Here is a 19,024-nt window from a genome sequence, read left to right as displayed (position 1 = left end):
TAGTATAAAAAGAGTAACTTGGCAAAATTTAAATTTCAGTATTGACTTAGTGTGGAAAAATACCGTACTATTTACCAGTGAATGGAAAAAGATGGAAATACCCTGTGGAGGATGTATCTTATGTGCCTGCATGAGGACTAAATTATATGGGGAAATCTTAATCCGGACATAGCGTTGAAATCAGCTGAAAGAAATGGAGAAATATACATGAAATACCCGGTATACCGCATAGCTGTCCTGGATGATGTGGAGGCTGACAGGGCAGAAATTGCAGAGATGACGGCAGAAGTGTGCTGCGAGGAAAAGATTTGTCCAGAGCTTTTCTGTTATGGGAGTGCAGAAGAATTTTTAAATGTGATGAAGCAGGGGCAGAAGTTTGACCTGCTTTTGCTTGATGTGATGATGCCAAAACAGGACGGAATGGAACTGGCCCGCTATCTGCGGGATGAAAAGCAGGATGAGGCCATTGTATTTATTTCCAATAACCGGGAAATGGCACTCTATGGATACGAGGTCATGGCCTCCCGGTATCTGGCAAAACCCCTTCGGAAAGTCCAGCTGAAAGAGGCGGTGGAATTCTGCTATGGGAAGAAGCGGGAGGCTGAGAAGGACACTCTTCTTTTGCCGGCGGAATCCGGGGTGAAAAAAATATCCGCCAAAGAAATATATTATGTGGAAATCAATGGAAGGAAATGCCGGATTGTGCAGGCGGAAGAGGAGTTCAATGTCAGGTGCTCCATAAGAGAGATGGAAGAAAGGCTGTCAGGCCAAGGGTTTATACGGTGCCATCAGAGCTTTCTTGTGAACTGCCGATACATCCGTACAGTGAAAAGTACGGTTATAGAGCTTACTGGAGGAAAACGGATTCCTGTCAGTAAGCACCGCATAAAAGAGGTGAGGAGCGATTTTTTTGCTTATATGAATTGCTGAGAGGAATGCGGGACTTTATTTCAGAGGAATGACAACTGTCATTTGGTATTTTGTCTCTGACTGTTCTATGTAGACCATGTCACCCCATCTTTTCATAACTTTGCGGATAATCTTTAAACCATACCCATGCTTCGGCGTGGGTCTTTCTTTTTTCTTGTCTGTTTCTTTCCCTATAGAGTTTTCCAGAAAAAATACAAAATGCTGATACCGGCAGTGAAGGTCCAGCCTTAAAAACGGTGTCGGAGAAGAAGAGGCGGCGGTGATTGCATTGTCCAGTATGTTTGTGAACAGACAGCATGCCTCTGTATCTGTGAGAGGCAGGGTCACTGGGGCGTGGGAGCGCACGACTTCGATTTCAATCCCATGCCTGGCGGCCGTGTTCAGCTCGCCGTTGAGAATGATATCTAAAAGCCGGTTGCCCGTTGCTACTACAGGGCGCACATTGCTTACCTGCCCGATCAGATCATCCAGGTAAATAACCAGGTTTTCGGGCGCTTCTTCCGCCAAACGGCGGAGCATCGTGTAATGGCGCATTGTGTCATGCCGGATCATCTGCATTTCTTCCGATTGGTGCCTAAGATTATCATAGCTTTTGAGGGCAAGTTCGTTTTTCTCTGTCAGGACTTCGGCCTCCGCCCGGCGTTCGGCTTCATGTTCCACGACTTCCAGGACTGCCGCGTAAAGCGTAGGGAGAAGCAAAAGGCCCCAGACCAGCTTCAGGGTAAAGGTGGGGAGCAGGATGGCTGCCTCAGAGGCAATCCGTGAAAATACACTGAGGGTATAGCCAGGAGACTGTATAGCACATACGGCAAGGAAAAGTACATATCCAATGGCAAGAGCCAGCGCCCCCTGGGACAGGCAGCGGAAAAAACGGCTGTGCCGGCGCCAGAGGATGAAGCTCAGGGCCAGGGCCGTTAACAGGCACAGAAAACCGGTGACCTGGGGCAGGTTTAGGAGGAATAGATAGAGATCCCCATAAGAAGTCAAATATCCGGCCTGTGCCAATGCAAAGACTGCAGTACTTCCCGCCTGAAAAAGGGAACATATGAAAAACAGAGGGCGGAACCCGTTTGCCTGTACAGCGAGAAACATTAGGAGCATCCCTATGGACAGGTGGAAAAATAATAGGCCCAGATCTACGGGAAACTCATGCAGATATTCATGGGCAAAGCTTGCACCTACCAGCACGCTGCATATTTGGATGAGTATGGTGAAGGCAAGGATGGGGAGTCCCGGCAGAATCTGGCCAAGAGAAGCGTTCCAGAGAAATACGCCCAATAGAAACAGCAGCAGTGCAAAGAGTAAGACCGCAGGAATCATTGTCCGGGCAGTTTCGGAGATCAGTTCACTTTCATAGGCATACCCGCAGTATAGCTTGACCTCAAGGGGGTAGACCGTTGCCTTGTAATCAGGTGTGTCTGACTCCTGGTCCGTCGGGCTGGACTGTGCGATTGTCAGAGTTTTTCCTTCATAATCCAGTGGGAGGGACACGGTAACGCTTTTTGTTCGGTCATAGTCCAGCATTGGCAGCTCCAGATATCCTATGCGGTTGTCCAATTCCGGAGAATCTGTATAGATCGGGGAATCATCTAAAAAGACGGCGATTGTCCGGTTGGCTACGCCAAGCTCCAGAGTAGGACTGTCCAGCTTTTCTGTCAGTTTGCGCGAATAATAGAATGTCTGCCCGGCATAGTCCAGTCCGGTGTAGCCTCCAAACCCATCGGCCGTTAGTTCCTTCTGCTTTCCGTTGGTCACAGTATAGACCGTCCATCCCTTACTGTCAGATGATTCTATCGTGGCCTCCCCGCGGGATTCAAACAGGGAGAGGTCATAGGAGATATCCTCCATTGTATAGGTGTAGTAAAAGATGACTAATGAAGCCGGGACACATAGAGTGAGGGAAATTATGAGGGCGGCTGCGAATTTGGGGAGCCTGCATAAATGTTGCATGATGCGGTACCTCCGTAATAAATAGTAATATGATTTTTTATGACGTCGAAATGGATTATTTCCAAACAGTAATTGTCATATTTATAGCATAGCAGTGGCTGTTTTTCTGTGTCAATGGGGAAAAAAGAAACCAGCGCCCAATTTTGTTGGTTTTTTGCCCAGTTTTGTAAAAGCAGTATACAAGTCCCGAAAATCTATTTATTGTAATAAAAAATCCTTATATTTTTCAGGGCGCAGGCATGGCACTGTAGAAAAAATCCGGCTGCCGGATAGTAGGAAATGGAAAAAAGAGTATAGTATCAGGGACTGCAAAACCTGATTTGCTATACAAATAAAGCAGGAAGGAGGGTACGGATATGGAAAAAAAGAAAAAAGAAAAAGATATTCAGAAAAAAGAACCTCAGAAAAAACCATTGAAGGCTGAAGAGCTTGAAAAGGTTTCGGGTGGGAAAGTAGAGATCACACGTACTTGGTGAATATAGGTGCGGGAGGCATACCCTTCCGCCCTCTCTCTGTTCAAATGCGGATTTTAAGACATACTGAGAATTGGAGAAAACGTAATGTCAGTTGAGTATTGGAGTGAAGGGGTCAGATCAGGGGTATTTTTTGTTTTTTGTATTTTTATAATATCTATGGTGTTAGAAAATAAAAATGCAAAGGGGAACCTTAAAAAGTATATTATTTTCGGGATTATCACTTTTGTGGCGTCAGTATTTTCCAAGTTTGCTTTTGAAGAAATTAAAAATCTGATTATCACTTATGAGGCTGCCCGGGGAGGTTCGGAGACATGGCTCGGCAATATCTTAATGTCTCTGGCAAATTTTATACAGCTTATGGTCCCCGGTGTGGCCGTGCTTACCGCAGCATTTTTCTTATATAAAGAACGGTGGGAAGAAAAGGTTTTTGTCACCCTTCTGGTTGTTCTCATTGAAATGATCGTACTGCATGTATTTTGCGAGATCACAGGGCGTCTGTTCTCTCCGGGAATTACAGAAAAGGTCTATGACTATCCGCCGGAATCGGCCAGAGTACTGATAGAAATATTCTGGATGGGGATCAGTACAGTTATATTGCGGGTATTTATTAAAAATATTCTTCTGGAAACATTAGATAAAATCAAGGAGGAATTGGGGAAATTCCTGAAGCTTCCGGTTGCATCCTATATTGTATTTTTGCTGGTAATCTCTGTGATTAAGCTGCTGGGACTGAATTTCAGAAGTGTTAACAGTTCAAATGTATTTGTGACTGGGGTTGTAATCGTAGGGTTGGTGGCACTGTATATTTTTATGTATATCGCGCTGTTTGATGCAGTCCGTATTTCCGCAGAGTCGGCTAAGGTACAGGCAGATCTGGTGATTGCCAGCGATATACAGCACTCAGCTTTGCCCTCTGTATTTCCCGCCTTCCCAGACAGACATGAATTTGACGTCTATGCAGACATGCGCCCGGCCAGGGAAGTGGGAGGAGACTTTTACGATTTCTTCTTAATCGACAAAGACCATCTTGCGCTTGTAATTGCAGATGTCTCAGGCAAGGGCGTACCGGCGGCACTTTTTATGATGGCGGGGAAAACCACAATAAGAAATCAGGCCATTATGGGGGAAAAACCAGGACAGGTCCTGGCCAACTCTAATGAACAGCTTCTGGAGGGGAATGAGAAAGGGTTGTTTATCACTGCCTTTTTCGGGATTCTGGATTTAAATACTGGCGAGATGGAATTCAGCAATGCAGGGCACAATGCCCCCTATATCTGCCGGGATGACAAAACTGTAGAAATGCTTAAAATGAGGCATGGATTTGTCCTGGGGGCAATGGAGGGGATACAGTACCGTACAGAAAGCACAGTGCTGCGGCCCGGGGAGAAGATTCTCCTCTACACAGATGGTGTTACGGAGGCAGTCAATACAGGGCTGGAGCTGTACGGGGAGGGCAGGCTTGAGACTGAGCTCCGGCAGATCCAAGGCAGGGGAATCCAGGATATTGTTGCCTCTGTCAGCAGCTCGATTGATGCCTTTGCCCTGGGGGCAATGCAGGCGGATGATATTACGATGCTGGTTGTAGAATACAAAGGAGCGGCTACATAATTATGTCGGTGGAATTCAGGGAGAATGCAAAAGAAAAATTAAGGGCGGGGGAGCGTTTTGATGCACCTGTCCGCCATATGCCTGCATATTGGTGGATTGCGGCGGCAGGCAGCTTATTTGTACTCGCTGCGTTTTTGGCCTGGGCCTTCTTAGGGAAAGTCCCTTTGACGGCAGAAGGCACAGGAATTTATATTCAGGAGAAAAACGAGGTTCTCTGTTTTGTGCCTGCAGGCCATACGGCAGACATTAAAGAAGGGATGCAGGTGGTTTTCAGGGAGAAAAACGGCGGGGAAGTGTCGGGATCCGCCTACATTGTTATAGAAGAAAATCTATGGGATACATGGGATGGGCTGCCTGCATATATAAAAGAAAATGAACTGCTGGTGAAATATCTGACAGGCGGCCAGGCAGCAGTTATTTACCACTGCGTGCTGGAGGAACAGCCGGGATTTAGGGATGGGGAAGTGCTGCAGGCGAAGATCCAGAAAGAAAGCGTACATCCGGCTGAATTATGGCTGTAGGGAAGAAGACATATGAGAAAGAAAAAATACGTGAGGACACAGCCTGTCTTTCAGATGGAGGCGGCGGAGTGCGGGGCTGCTGCGCTGGCGAGCATACTTGCATGGCATGGAAAAAACGTGCCCCTTGAAAGAGTCAGGATTGAGACGGGGATTTCCCGGGATGGATGCAGCGCGGGAAATATCCTTGAGGCTGCAAAGAGCTTTGGGCTTTTGGGGCATGCATATGAGATGGAGCTGGCGGGACTTGAAGATGTTTCACTGCCTTGTATTATTCACTGGAACTTTAATCACTTTGTCGTATATGAGGGCAGAAGAGGGAAGTACTTTTATATCAATGACCCTGATGCGGGAAGAAGGCGGCTGGGTGAGGAAGAGATAGACGGATGCTTTACTGGGATCGTGCTTGAATTTCAGAAAGGGGATTCTTATCAGGCCGGGGAAAAAGACAGAAAAGTGCGGGAACTTGTCTGGCGCAGAGTGAAGGAAGAACGCAAGGATATACTGGCTCTGGCTGTGGCGGGGGGGGTTCTTGCCTTTTCCGGCATGTTGGTCCCAGTTATGGGACAGGGGTTTATAGACCGTATACTGCTGGAAGGGCAGACAGGATGGCTCATGCCTTTTACTGTAGTTTTTTCAGGCTTCTTGTTGTTCCAGATGTTTTGGATGCTCTACAGAGGATGGATACTGAGGATTTTCAGGAACCGGATGGCGCTGCATACGTCATTTGAGTTTTTGCACCATATGTTCCGGCTTCCCATGAATTTTTACGAGCAGCGGTATGCAGGGGACTTAAGTGAGAGGGTATTGGACAATCACAGAGTCTGTGAATTTCTGTCCGGAAGATTGACGCAGATGGTACTGGATGTCTTTACCGCATGTTTTTATTTTTCCTATATGATCTTCTGCAGTGGAAAGCTTGCCCTGGCCGGCGGCCTGGGTGTCTTTTTATTCGTGTTGTTTGTCATGGCTGGATTTCGCCTTATTCAGGATGACATGCAACGGTTAAGGCAGGATGAGGGCAGGCTGGCAGGGGCGGTTTATGCGGGTATCAGTATAAGCAGGACCATTAAGGCGTCCGGCGCTGAGGAGGTTTATACAAGAAAGGTGCTTGGGCATTACGCTAAAGCAATGGGCCAGGAGCAGAAGATAGGAAAAACGCAGGAGATGATTCTTACGGCCACAGGGACAATACCAGAAATTCTGCTGATGCTCCTTCTTTTTTTAGGAAGCAGCCTTGTAATTGAGGGGAGCCTGACAGTGGGAGGCCTTACTGCATTTTTAAGTGTATTTGGGGCCTTTTTAGTACCGGTGATGCAGGCGGCGGAATTTGTCAGGCAGATCCAGGAGTTTCAGGTAGATATACTCCGCATGGACGATATTACATCCTATGAGGAAGAAGAACGGTTTAGCGGGGAAGAAGATGCGGCGTTAAAGACAGATATTGGCGGAGGGATTCAGGGAGGGATTGAAGTAAAGGGCATTTCCTTTGGATATCACAGGCTCAGGGCCCCGTTTATAAAGGAACTGTCTTTCGCTGTAGAGAGCGGGGGTTCCATTGCCTTTGTAGGTGGATCAGGAAGTGGGAAATCCACAGTGGCAAAGATGCTGAGTGGTTTATATCAGCCTTGGTCGGGGGAAATTTTTATAGACGGCAGACGGATCCAGGAAGTTTCCCGGGATGCACTCAGAGCGGGAATCGGCATTGTCAGCCAGGAGATTACATTATTTTCCGGGACGGTCCGGGATAATCTGACCATGTGGAATCCGGCTGTTATGGAGAGCGACATGATCCAGGCTGCAGAAGATGCATGTATCCACGATGAGATTATAAATAAGCCGGGCGCCTATGAATATCTCATAAAAGAAAACGGAAACAACCTATCCGGCGGGCAGAAGCAGCGCATAGAAATTGCCAGGGCTCTGGCAAAAAATCCTACGGTCCTCATTTTGGATGAGGCCACGAGCGCACTGGATGCAGTCACAGAAAAGAAAATACTCGACAATATTAAACGGCGGGGATGCACTTGTATTGTAATTGCCCACAGGCTGTCCGCCATCAGAGACTGCGGCCAAATCATTGTAATGGATAAAGGTGTGGCGTCGGCGTCGGGGACACAAGAAGAATTAGTGGAAACATCAGAGATATACAGGAATTTGATGAAGAATGAATGAGGAGCCTATCACTATGGAACTGAAGGCAGGAAAGACATATCGGACAAGGGATGCATCTATATATGGCAGAGTAGTAAAGGGCAGCCTGCTGGTCCATATTCTTCCCTATGAGGACAATGTTCCCTGCAGAAAACTGTATTTGTGTACTGTTAAGGCAGGGGAGGATATCCCCTTTCTGGATAAGAAAGCTGAGGGGAAAGACTGGAGTTTTCAGCTTACTGCGCTAGAACCGGCGGAAATAGAACTAAACCGTACAGGGATATCTCTGGAAAAGGTGCGGAGGGTATTTGCAGAACAGGCAGGAGTATTTCTCTTGGATGGGGATATGTTCCAGGAAGAAATAATTGAAAAATATAATATGGGCATGATTAAAGCAGAGGCTTATGTATATGCATCTGCCAGTGAGCGGATCAGCAGTATTGAAAGCTGTAGAAATCTCATCGCAGAAAATACAGGATGGGAACATGGCAAAACCCCTGTAAAAGATACTAAGCTCCCTGTAAAAAAGGACGTTCTGTATCAGACTGCCGCATTTCTGTGCAGAAGGGAGGGATATAAGCTTCTGCCCCTCGGGAAATTGAAAGAAAAGTATACAAGAAGCATGGATGTCTTTCAAATGGCTTCGGCATCCGGAATACCTGCCAGGGAGATATGGCTGGGGCCGGGGTGGCACAGGAAGGATTTTGGAAGCTTTATGGGCAGAAAAAAGAAGGATGGTCTGCCGGTAGCCTTGTTCCGAAAGCGGTCAAACTATTATATGTATGAGGCAAAGGCAGGGAGAATCACCCGGGTGGGGGATGCACAGGAAAGAGAGATAGAGCAGACGGGAATTATATTTTACCGTCCCTTTGAAAAGAAAACTATAGGGTTAAAGGCACTGGTCTGGTTTGGTATTCAGGAGACAGATTTGGCAGACTGGATCGCGGTTTTTGGCCTGACAGTTCTGGGTGCGTTTGCAGCGCTTATACTTCCTGCCTCTTATGAATATCTGGCAGATGTACTGCTGGCCGCCTCAGATATGAAAATTATTGCAGAGTTTGCAGCCATGGCCATGGTCTGCATGGCCGGGCATTTCTGCATAACACTCGTGAAAAATATGACTATGTACAGAAATCTGAATAAAATGCAGAATGCAGTTATGCCGGCGCTGTATGACAGGCTGATGCATCTCCCTGAGGAAATACTGCGCAGATATGACGCGGCGGACTTAGGGCAGCGGGCGGTCAGGTCAGCAAGGATATTCCGGGATGGGTTCAGAGGACTTCTGGGGGCAGCACTTAGCATTGTATATGGGGTTATATTTGGGATACGTATGTTAGCCTATCATTGGTGGATAGGAATGTACGTGATCCTTTGCGCGGCGGTGTTCGGCCTGCTGGCGTTTGTGCTCTGTAGGAACCACATTAAGGTGGAGAGGGAAAAGCAGAGAGAAGAGGGAAAGATGAATGCGCTCATGTTCCAATATCTGTGCGGCATTCAGAAGGTTCGTACAGATGGCATGGAAGACAGGGCACTGTACGAATATCTGAAGAAATATACAAAGATGTGCCAAAAGGAGATGACACAGGGGCGGGGGGAGGCATGGCTGGATTCGTTTGCAAAACTGTACGCAGGATTCACAATGCTTTTGTTGTTTCTGCTGTACCTGCCCTGGATGGCAGAGGGGAGCATTGGAAGTTTTGTAGGCCTGTTTACTGTTTCAGAGTTGTTTGTGCAGAATGTATGTGACGCGGTCATATCTTTTTGGCAGGCAGATTTTATATTTCCCACATACGACAGGTGCAGGCCTATATTGGAAAATTATGCGGAATCTCAGGGACTCTATGGCAGTGTAGGAAAGCTGGACGGGAGAGTTGAAGTCAGCAATGTCTCTTTTTCCTATGGGGAGGGGGAAACGCAGGTCTTAAATAATATCTCAGTTAAAGCCGAGACGGGAGATTATATTGGCATTGTGGGGGGATCAGGCTGCGGAAAATCCACACTTTTTCAGATTATGCTTGGCTTTGAAAAGCCAGACAAGGGGGTAGTATTCTATGACCATAGGGATCTGGAGCATATCAATAAGCCGGAACTCAGGAAGAAGCTGGGCGTGGTACTGCAGGAAGAATCGCTTTTTACAGGAAGTATCTATGAGAATATTGCTGTCTCGGCGGAAAAGCTGACCCTTGAGGATGCATGGGAACTTTTAGAGGAGGTCCAGTTAAAGGAAGAGGTGGAAGAGATGCCGATGGGACTGCATACTCTTGTGACAGAATCAGGAAGTACGATTTCAGGAGGGCAGAAGCAGCGTATTCTTCTGGCCAGGGCACTGGCACATAAGCCGGCCGTGCTGTTTTTGGATGAGGCCACAAGCGCGCTGGATAATGACACCCAGGGCCGGATCATGAAAATGCTTGAGAAGAAACGTATGACTAGGATTGTGATTGCACACCGTGTTAATACCGTGAAAAAATGCAGCCGGATCTTTGTCATGGATCAGGGAAGGATCGCTGAGAGTGGGACCTATAGTGAATTACTCAGGCAAAAGGGGATTTTTTATGAACTTGCAAAAAGACAGTTGATCTCAGTATAGGCAGAGGATGGGAGAGATAGGATGCAGAATGAATTGGCCTTACCGGCAAAACAGGAGAATTGGGAACAGGTACATTGCTTTCTCAACCAATATCTGGATTCCAAGGGATGCACAGAGAAAGTACGGACGCAGCTGCTGATTGCGGCGGAGGAAATATATGTGAATATTGCCCAGTATGCCTATCAGGATAGGGGGGATATGGAACTTGCAGGCATAGTTTCAATAGAAGTTAACATGCAGGAGGATTCAGGGCAGGCCGTGATTACCTTTAAGGATAATGGGATACGCTATGACCCTCTGAAAAAAGATGCCCCGGATATCACGCTCTCGGCAAACCAGCGGCAGATAGGCGGCCTGGGAATATATATAGTCCGTAAAATGATGGATGAGGTAGAGTACAAATATGAGGATGGATATAACATACTGACCATTAAAAAGGGATAAAGAGGAAAATATTTGTAAGTATGGAGGAAGATTATGAAAATCAAAATGATGAAAGAGGGAAATGCACTGACGATTAACCTGGAAGGAAGGCTTGATACGGGAACGGCCCCGGAGCTGGAGCAGAAATTAGGAGAGTCGCTGGATGGCATAGAGAAGCTGTATATGGATTTTGCATGTCTGGATTATGTATCCTCTGCAGGATTAAGAGTGCTTCTTGCCACCCAGAAGACTATGAACAATCAGGGGGAGATGGTTCTGCAGAATGTAAATGACAACATTATGGAAGTCTTTGAAATGACGGGTTTCATAGACATACTAACAATTGAATAGAATAGGAGACCTGTGATGGGAGAAAAGAGGGAAATAACCCGCGCGGCGGCAGTCTGGTGCGGCCTGATGCTGTCTTATCTGGCAAGCGGCCTCCTGCAGCTTTTATGGCCGGGAATACCATTTGTGATTGTGGTAAATATCCTTTTTACTATCCTCTGTTTTGCCCTTGTAAAGGGAAAGGGGGAGGGCCGGGAAACCCTTGGGTTTGACCGGGGCAGGCTTGTGCCGTCCTGCCTGGCGGGACTGGCCTGGTCGGCGGTGATTGTAGCTGTCAATGGTATTATACCGGGAATACTCAGAGGAGGGGAACTATCCCCCCTGGGGAGTATAGTGCCTAATCTTGTATATTTTATGGCTCTGATATCCTTTCCCGAGGAAGTGATTTTCAGGGGATACCTGCTGGGCCGCCTGGAAAGTGTGATGGAAGGTAAGTATGGGGCGGTTATATTGAGCGGAGTGCTGTTCATGCTGCTGCATATTCCCTACCAGGCCGTGGTGAGCGGCAATTTTCTGGAGCTTTTACTGAATGGGTACGGCATGACGCTGGTTATGACCTTTGTATGGCATATTGTCTTTTGTATTCTTTTAAAGAAGACAGGGGCAATTTATGGAGCAGTATTGTTCCATGGTTTTATGGACTGGAGCAACGGACTGTTTTTATAAAATGAGATGGAGTTAAGGAGAGATAGGCAATGGCAAATGCATTATTTAGAAAAAAGTCTCTGGACAGGTTGTCATCCCCAGAGCAGCTGGACAAAATGATTGTGGTTAATTCCCCCATGACCTGGCTTGCCCTCATAGCAGGGGTTCTTGTTATAGCAGTTGTGGCCCTGTGGGGAGTGATAGGACGTGTGCCGATCACTGAGGAGGGGAAAGGGATTCTGCTGACAGAGAGTACTCTGACGTCTGTTTATGCCAAGACACAGGGCGTTGTGACTAATACGTATGTCAGCAGCGGTGATTACGTAGAAGAAGGGGATGTTCTCTATGAGGTGGGCAGTACGGAAGTCGTACAGGCAATCAAGCAGATACAGAAACGGATAGAGGATGTGGAGGCAGTTACATATGATTCCGAGAATGACGTTGTGACTTCTGACAATCAGGCTTTGATTGAAATTAAAGGAAATAAACTAGCATTATCTCTGGATACAGAGGCAAGCGAGACGGCCCTGGCCGCCCTTAGGGCAGAATATGAGCAGGCTCAGGCAGAGACAGCCAGGCTGAAAGCGGAGATGGAGGCAGCGGCAGATGCATATTATAATGCTTTGGCCTCTGACAATAGTTCTTCAGTGGAGTATGACTATTCTGCAGCAGCAGAAGAATACCAGGCGGCAGAGTCCGCCTATCAGGCAGCAGAGGCAGCCTACGGGGCGCAGCCGGACAATGAGGAGCTGAAAGCGCAGACGGAGGAGGCCGGGCGTATCAGGGATGAAAAAAAAGCGGCTTATGAGGAGAAAAAAGCTGCATATGAAAATTATGTAGGCAGCGCAGGAAGCACTGCTGCAGACAGAACAGCGAAATCAAACGCATATAACACTGCGCTCAGCCAATACACGACGGCAAAAAGTAAAGAAGAATCCATCAGCTCAGAGATAAAGACTATGGAGGTACAGCTATCAGGGGAAGCTTCGGCAGAGAGTGTACAGAAGGAAACACTCAAGAGCCAGTTTGACTCTACGAAAGAAGCCACTCTTGACCAGCTCAACACGGAACTTAAGAATTATGAGCAGCTCAAAGATGGGCAGGAGATTAAAGCCAGCGTATCAGGGACCGTTTATTCTACCTTTGCAACCAATGGCTCTACAGTTGCCATAGATATGGAGATGGCAAGAATCAGCCAGCAGGATATGGACAGCAATGGAAAACTCCAGGCCATTTATTTCATGTCTCTTGCCGAGGGGAAGAATGTAAGGGAGGGAATGAAAGTAAATGTATATGCCACAAACCTCCCAAAAGAGGAATATGGGCATATGACGGCGACAGTTACATCGGTAGCGAATTATGTCACTTCCTACGCAGATCTTTATACCCGCCTTGGGGATGAGACCCTGGCCACCACATTCAGTTCCGATGGGGCCGTCCTGCAAGTGGTGTGTGAACTGGATACAGATTCCCACACTGCCAGTGGATTTGCATGGTCTACTGCAAAAGGGGAGAAAGTGGATCTGGAAGTAGGTACTCTGCTGGAGGGAAGTGTGATTACAGAGGAGGTTCCGCCGATCACTATGTTGATTCCCAAGCTGAAAGAAAAATTCAACATGGAATAGTCAAAGACTGACGGAGTGAGAAAAAATGGCAGATAAAATTATTTTTGTGAAGAACAAAGCATATGTGAAAACTCCCACTGTTTTCCAAATGGAGGCGACAGAATGCGGTGCCGCATCCCTGGCTATGATATTTGGATGCTATGGGAGGGAAATTCCCCTTGAACAAATGCGTATTGAGACTGGAGTGTCGAGGGATGGAAGCAAGGCCAGCAATGTGGTCAAGGCGGCCAAGAAGCTGGGACTTGAAGCAAAAGGTTACAGATACAGTTTCAGGAAGCTTGTGGAGGAGGCGAGGGTTCCCTGCATTATACACTGGAACTTTAACCATTTTGTTGTATTTGAGGGAAAAAAGGGAAAGTACTATTATCTGAATGATCCAGCAGGGGGAAGGCGAAAACTCACAGAACAAGAGCTGGATGAAGGGTACACAGGAATTACGATTCAGTTCAAGAAGAAACCAGGATTTAAAAAAGAACGGCAGAAGAAGACGCTGATGCATTTCATACGCGGGCGTCTTCAGGGGCAGGGGGCCTCTATCCTGTCACTTCTTGTAATTGGCCTCTTTCTCGTTGTGCCGGGAATCATGATGCCGGTGTTTTCCGAGGTATTTATTGATGAAATCCTCATTGGAAGGACCACCGCCTGGTTTATGAAGTTTTTGATCCTTATGGGTATGACCATTACTTTTCAGGGGTTTTTTACGTATCTGAAAAGTGCGCTGCTTTTGAAACTTCAAAATAAACTGGCCCTCCTATCCGCCCATGGGTTTATCTCACATATGCTGAGGCTGCCAATGGCTTTTTATGAGCAGAGAAGCGTGGGAGATCTCTCAGGGAGGGTGGAGAACAATAATAATGTAAGTGTATTTCTGGCTGGCGATCTTGGAGAAACCATTCTAAATATTTTTGTATCCTGTTTTTACCTTGTTCTTTTGCTGCTGTACAGTCCCATGCTGACAATGATCGGTGTGGCAGGGGCGGCAGTCAACATCCTTCTAATGAAATTCTCGGCCTCAAGGCTGGAGGATATGTCTAAGAAGATGCAGCAGGACAAAGGAAAAATGTACGGAGTATTTTATACAGGCGTATCCATAACCAGTACATTGAAAGCCTCTGGAGTGGAAAATGAATATGTGGGGCGCATTATGGGACATTACGGGAAAGTTGCAACAAAAGGCCAGGAAATGTCTAAAACGCAGGAGATATTAAATTCTATACCAGAGATCTCAAAAAACACCACAAATGTCCTTGTCCTTATGACAGGCGGGCTTCTGGTTATCAGAGGAACGCTGTCTGTGGGCCAGCTTGTGGCATATACAAGCCTGCTCGCCTCATTTATTATCCCCATTAACAGCCTGGTAGGGTTTATTCAGAAGATACAGACAATGAAGACAGACATGGGACGGGTGGAAGATATACAGAGGTATAAAGCAGACATTGCCAAAGATCCCAATGCTGTCAGGGCCAAGCTGGACAGAAAACTATGTGGGAACGTGGATATAACGGATATATCTTTTGGCTATAGTATTCTGGAAGCGCCCCTTGTAGAAGATTTTTCTTTCCGGCTGTCCGCAGGGAAATCGATTGCCTTTGTAGGTGCATCAGGCAGCGGAAAGTCCACGGTTTCTAAAATATTGAGCGGTTTGTACCGCCCCTGGTCAGGGGAAGTGCTTTTTGACGGCGTGCCGATGGATCAGATACCGCCGGAGGTCATGGGCATCAGCGTGTCCACGGTCAGCCAGCAGGTGATGCTGTTCTCAGGAAGCATACGGGATAACCTTACTATGTGGAACAGGCATATTCTGGAAAGTGATATTATACAGGCGGCCAAGGATGCATGTATTCATGATGTGATTGTCAGGAAACCAGGCGCATATGACTACGTTCTCTCAGAAGGGGGGACAAACCTGTCAGGCGGGCAGAGGCAGAGGCTGGAAATCGCCAGGGCCTTGGTGACAAGCCCCTCTATATTGATTATGGATGAGGCCACCAGCGCATTGGATCCCCTTGTAGAGAAGGAAATTGTAGATAATATCAAACGGCGGGGCTGCACATGTATCATCGTGGCGCACAGGCTTTCCGCAATCCGGGATTGTGATGAGATCCTGGTAATGGACAACGGGAAGATTGTACAGCGGGGGACACATGAAGAGCTTGCAGCACAGGAAGGCCATTACCAGCGCCTGATTAAGAACATATAGACAAGGAGAAAGGCTATGGATAAAGCTACTTTGAAAAAAATGATACATCTGAAGGGCGGAGATACATACCTTACACAAAATAATACGGATACATACGTGGTGACGAAAGGTACTGTACTGGTCTTTGTCATGCCGGTCTTTGAGGACGGGGAAAACGGAAGACGGCTTTTACTCCATGAGGCCCAGGAGGGAGAAAGAATCCCGTCCTTCTACTATGAGAGATATGGAGAAACCCACTGCTTTTGCCTGAGCGCCCTGGATACGGCACAAATCCGCCGGGAAAGCGGTACGATGACAGAGGATCTGGGCGAGGAATTTGTGGACCGTGCCAGGCTGTATAATCTGGGAGAAGAAAATTATGTGGACCTGATCCTGGAGGTCTATGACCGTAATAGTATAAAAGAAGAAGGGTATATTTTCTCTGCGAAAAAAGAGCAGTCGGAGACACGCAGGCAGGGACTGCGGCTGATCTACAATCTGTTTGACAAAGGTTCCCACAGACAAGTGACTCCGGAGAGCGGCAACCGGCTGTACGATGCGGCGGCATATGTGTGTGACAGGAAGAATATCAGCCTGTCGCCCTATGACAAGATCGTTGCGTCTGCGGGGAGAAGGTTCCGGCTGGATGATATTTCCAGGGTATCGAATTTTATTATCCGGGAGGTGCAGCTTGAGCATGGCTGGTGGAAACATGATTCTGACGCCATGATCGGTTTCCTGGGAAAAGGGCATGGGGCCGTGGCCTTGGTGCCCAACGGGACAAGGGGGTATACGATTTACAACCCTGAGAGGCATGACAGGCGGCGGGTGGACGAGAAAATAGCAAGTCTGCTTGAACCAAAAGCATATGCTGTATATGCGCCCTTTCCAAACAAGAAGCTGACAATCAAGGAGATGTTTGCATTTTCCCTGAAAGCATCGGAGGCATATGACTGGATACGGTTCTGCCTGCTGACCTTGCTGGGCACATTCATCGGTATTTTGCTCCCAATGCTGACAGAGCAGATTTATGACAACTATATTCCTGTGGGGTCAGGGAATGGATTGATTCAGATATGTGCCGTCCTGCTGGCCTGCAACCTTGGAAATCTTGCTTTTACAATCGTGAAGAATCTTTCCTCCCTGCGGGGCGTCAGCAAGATGAAAAATGCGGTGCTTGCCGCGGCCTGTGAGAGGCTGTTCAATCTTCCGGAAAGTTTTTTCAGAAAATATAAGTCGGCGGAATTGTCGGACCGTGTCCTGCAAATTGACAGTATGTACAACCTGATTTCTTCTGTGGCCATCAAAACTTTTATATCAGCGGCATTTTCGCTTTTATACCTGTCGCAGATGCACGGCTATTCCCCAGAGCTGATGAAGTTTTCGCTGCTTATGGTCCTGGCTGTCATGATCGTTGTACTGATACTTTCATTCCTGCAGATGAAATATGAAAAACAGTTTTTGGAGGACAGTGCAGAGGCAAACAGCAGGATGTACCAGTATCTTTCCGGGATCCAGAAGATACGGAATGCAGGGGTAGAGGACAGGGCGCTCCTGGAATATCTGAAACCTTACAGCAGTGCGAAAAAGATTACACTGAGAAAGGAGAGGATTACCAATGTAGTTGATATGCTTACAGTCGTTGCGGCCAATGCATTTTCTCTCTTTCTCTATTTCCAGATGGTGAAAAATCAACAGGAGCTGGGACTGATCCTGTCCACTGGGCAGTTTACGGCATTTATGGCTGCATTTGGCTCATTTTCTGCGGCAATGATGGAGGTGGGCACGTCCCTGCCACAGTTAAATGGAATCTTTCCTATGTTAGAGAGGATCAAGCCGATTCTCCAGACTCTTCCGGAATATACGGAAGATGCAGAACTTCCGGGAGAGCTGACAGGGAATATTGAGATCGCGAATGTAAGTTTTGCTTATGACGAATCCAGCGGCATGGTGTTAAATGATCTGTCCGTACATATACGTCCGGGGGAATATGTGGGAATAGTGGGAGCTTCAGGCTGTGGGAAGTCCACGCTTATGAAACTGCTTCTAGGGTTTGAAAAGCCAGTTTCTGGAAAAATCTTTTATGATTCCCAGGATATTGAGCGGCTGGATAAGCGTGAACTGAGGAAAAAGTTTGGCGTGGTGCTGCAGGACGGCAGGCTGATAGGAGGCAGTATTTTCGACAATATTGTGATTGCTGCGCCAAAGGCAACACTCAAAGATGCAGAACGGGTGGCGGCCCAGGTTGGCTTGGCTGATGATATTGCCAGAATGCCAATGGGTATGCATACAGTTGTATCAGAGATGGGGGGCACGATCTCAGGCGGACAGCAGCAGAGGATTTTGATTGCCCGGGCCATTGCAGGTAAGCCGAAGGTTTTATTTTTTGACGAGGCCACATCGGCGCTGGACAATGTAACACAGTCTATGGTGTGCGACAGCCTGAACAGGCTTCATGTTACCAGGCTTGTAATCGCCCACAGGCTCAGTACTGTGATCGACTGCGACAGAATTCTTGTGATGGACAGGGGAAGGATTGTAGAAGAAGGAGATTTTGACACACTGATGGAGCAAAAAGGGGTCTTTTATGAACTGGCGAGCCGCCAGATGGCGTAAAAGGAACTATGCCAGTTAAGGAGTATGGTATGAGCAAGGTTAAAAAAATCAACACCCCCAGAGAAACGGAGGAAATTTATAAAGGACTGCAGGGGGAGGGACAGCCTCTGCCGCCTTTTCTGTACGGAGATCCCCAGTATACACCTGTCGTTGTGTCCTACATAAAAGGGGGGAATCCGGCCGGACTCACATTTGGGGTTATACAGGAAAAGGATGAAACTTTTTATATGCATTATCTGAGAATGGCCGCCTCAGCATCAGGCTGGCAGGATGTTATCTGCTTTACAGAACAATTTCTGGGATTAATCAAGCGGGACTACAAAGTGAGCCAAGTAATCATGCTTTTGGAGCAGAAGGATGATGCTGTCCCGGCTTATGCACGGCTGCTGGAGAATGTAGAAGGATGTACCCTCAAAAAAATAACATTTTTGAGGCAGGTCGGGGTAAATACGGCAGATTTCGGACATTTCAGGAAATACCACTGGTATTGTCCAGAACTTCTGCATAAGAAGGGGTATGATACGGTGCGTATAGACGATTTCCCAAGGCAGTGGCAGGAGGAACTAAGGAAAAAGGAGCTGGAAGGCAGCCTGCCAGAGGACTACCTCTCGCCAGGACTGTGGGAGGAGAACTGGGGGTATGATCCAGATACCAGCTTTGTCCTTGTGAGAAAGGGAGAGAAGGCACCGTCTGGATGGATTGTAACAGAACCCATGGCACAAGATATTGTAAAGATTAGGCGTTTTTATACATACAGGGCAGAAAGATGTTTTTGGCTGGGGCCGTCTTTTTCTACTTGGGTGCTGGACAGGATTTCTGAGAAGTACAGGCAGCTCTGGTTTGAGGTGGAAAAAGGGAACCGGCAGATGGAGATGTTTACTTTCTGCTATTGTAAACCAATTTTGGCATTTAATTATATTAAATGTAATTTAACAATACAACTCAATTAAAGGAGGAAA

The 19,024-nt window shown here is 47.2% G+C and carries 13 protein-coding genes; 12 read left to right on the top strand and 1 reads right to left on the bottom strand.

The window, feature by feature from the left end:
• The first annotated feature begins 207 nt into the window (after positions 1-207).
• The gene (locus tag EFA47_RS09995; RefSeq protein ID WP_122643139.1) at positions 208-930 is read left to right on the top strand and encodes a LytR/AlgR family response regulator transcription factor; all 723 of its coding nucleotides are present in this window, start codon (positions 208-210) and stop codon (positions 928-930) included.
• A gap of 15 nt (positions 931-945) precedes the next feature.
• Here EFA47_RS09995 and EFA47_RS09990 read toward each other — a convergent pair whose 3' ends face one another.
• The gene (locus EFA47_RS09990) at positions 946-2,880 is read right to left on the bottom strand and encodes a sensor histidine kinase (RefSeq protein ID WP_122643138.1); all 1,935 of its coding nucleotides are present in this window, start codon (positions 2,878-2,880) and stop codon (positions 946-948) included.
• Positions 2,881-3,440: 560 nt separating this feature from the next.
• Between EFA47_RS09990 and EFA47_RS09985 the strand changes: the two genes are divergently transcribed.
• From EFA47_RS09985 to EFA47_RS09935, 11 genes are read left to right on the top strand one after another with little or no spacing between them, the layout of a single operon-like run.
• Positions 3,441-4,964 (top strand): PP2C family protein-serine/threonine phosphatase, encoded by a 1,524-nt coding sequence (locus tag EFA47_RS09985; protein WP_122643137.1) that lies wholly within the window; start codon positions 3,441-3,443, stop codon positions 4,962-4,964.
• 2 nt (positions 4,965-4,966) lie between these two features.
• Positions 4,967-5,485, top strand: a complete 519-nt coding sequence (locus EFA47_RS09980) for a hypothetical protein (protein WP_122643136.1) — start codon at positions 4,967-4,969, stop codon at positions 5,483-5,485.
• A gap of 12 nt (positions 5,486-5,497) precedes the next feature.
• Positions 5,498-7,657: an ATP-binding cassette domain-containing protein gene (locus EFA47_RS09975; protein WP_122643135.1), complete on the top strand. Its 2,160-nt coding sequence runs from the start codon at positions 5,498-5,500 to the stop codon at positions 7,655-7,657.
• 13 nt (positions 7,658-7,670) lie between these two features.
• Positions 7,671-10,229, top strand: coding sequence for an ATP-binding cassette domain-containing protein (locus EFA47_RS09970; RefSeq protein ID WP_164689971.1), 2,559 nt, complete (start codon positions 7,671-7,673; stop codon positions 10,227-10,229).
• Between the two features lie 21 nt (positions 10,230-10,250).
• The gene (locus tag EFA47_RS09965; protein ID WP_122643133.1) at positions 10,251-10,673 is read left to right on the top strand and encodes an ATP-binding protein; all 423 of its coding nucleotides are present in this window, start codon (positions 10,251-10,253) and stop codon (positions 10,671-10,673) included.
• A 33-nt stretch (positions 10,674-10,706) separates the two neighbouring features.
• Positions 10,707-11,003, top strand: a complete 297-nt coding sequence (locus EFA47_RS09960) for an STAS domain-containing protein (RefSeq protein WP_122643132.1) — start codon at positions 10,707-10,709, stop codon at positions 11,001-11,003.
• Between the two features lie 15 nt (positions 11,004-11,018).
• Positions 11,019-11,666, top strand: coding sequence for a CPBP family intramembrane glutamic endopeptidase (locus EFA47_RS09955; protein ID WP_122643131.1), 648 nt, complete (start codon positions 11,019-11,021; stop codon positions 11,664-11,666).
• A gap of 29 nt (positions 11,667-11,695) precedes the next feature.
• Positions 11,696-13,270 (top strand): NHLP bacteriocin system secretion protein, encoded by a 1,575-nt coding sequence (locus EFA47_RS09950; RefSeq protein WP_122643130.1) that lies wholly within the window; start codon positions 11,696-11,698, stop codon positions 13,268-13,270.
• Positions 13,271-13,295: 25 nt separating this feature from the next.
• Positions 13,296-15,470, top strand: coding sequence for an NHLP family bacteriocin export ABC transporter peptidase/permease/ATPase subunit (locus EFA47_RS09945; protein WP_122643129.1), 2,175 nt, complete (start codon positions 13,296-13,298; stop codon positions 15,468-15,470).
• Between the two features lie 15 nt (positions 15,471-15,485).
• Positions 15,486-18,065 carry an NHLP bacteriocin export ABC transporter permease/ATPase subunit gene (locus tag EFA47_RS09940; RefSeq protein WP_122643128.1) on the top strand — a complete coding sequence of 860 codons (2,580 nt, stop codon included), beginning with the start codon at positions 15,486-15,488 and terminating at the stop codon, positions 18,063-18,065.
• A gap of 29 nt (positions 18,066-18,094) precedes the next feature.
• Positions 18,095-19,015 carry a hypothetical protein gene (locus EFA47_RS09935; RefSeq protein WP_122643127.1) on the top strand — a complete coding sequence of 307 codons (921 nt, stop codon included), beginning with the start codon at positions 18,095-18,097 and terminating at the stop codon, positions 19,013-19,015.
• Positions 19,016-19,024 lie beyond the last annotated feature (9 nt).

Source organism: Luxibacter massiliensis (genome assembly GCF_900604355.1).
Lineage (GTDB): Bacteria > Bacillota > Clostridia > Lachnospirales > Lachnospiraceae > Luxibacter > Luxibacter massiliensis.
Note: the sequence above shows the minus strand (reverse complement) of the source record. Positions and strands in the feature narration are given on the sequence as shown.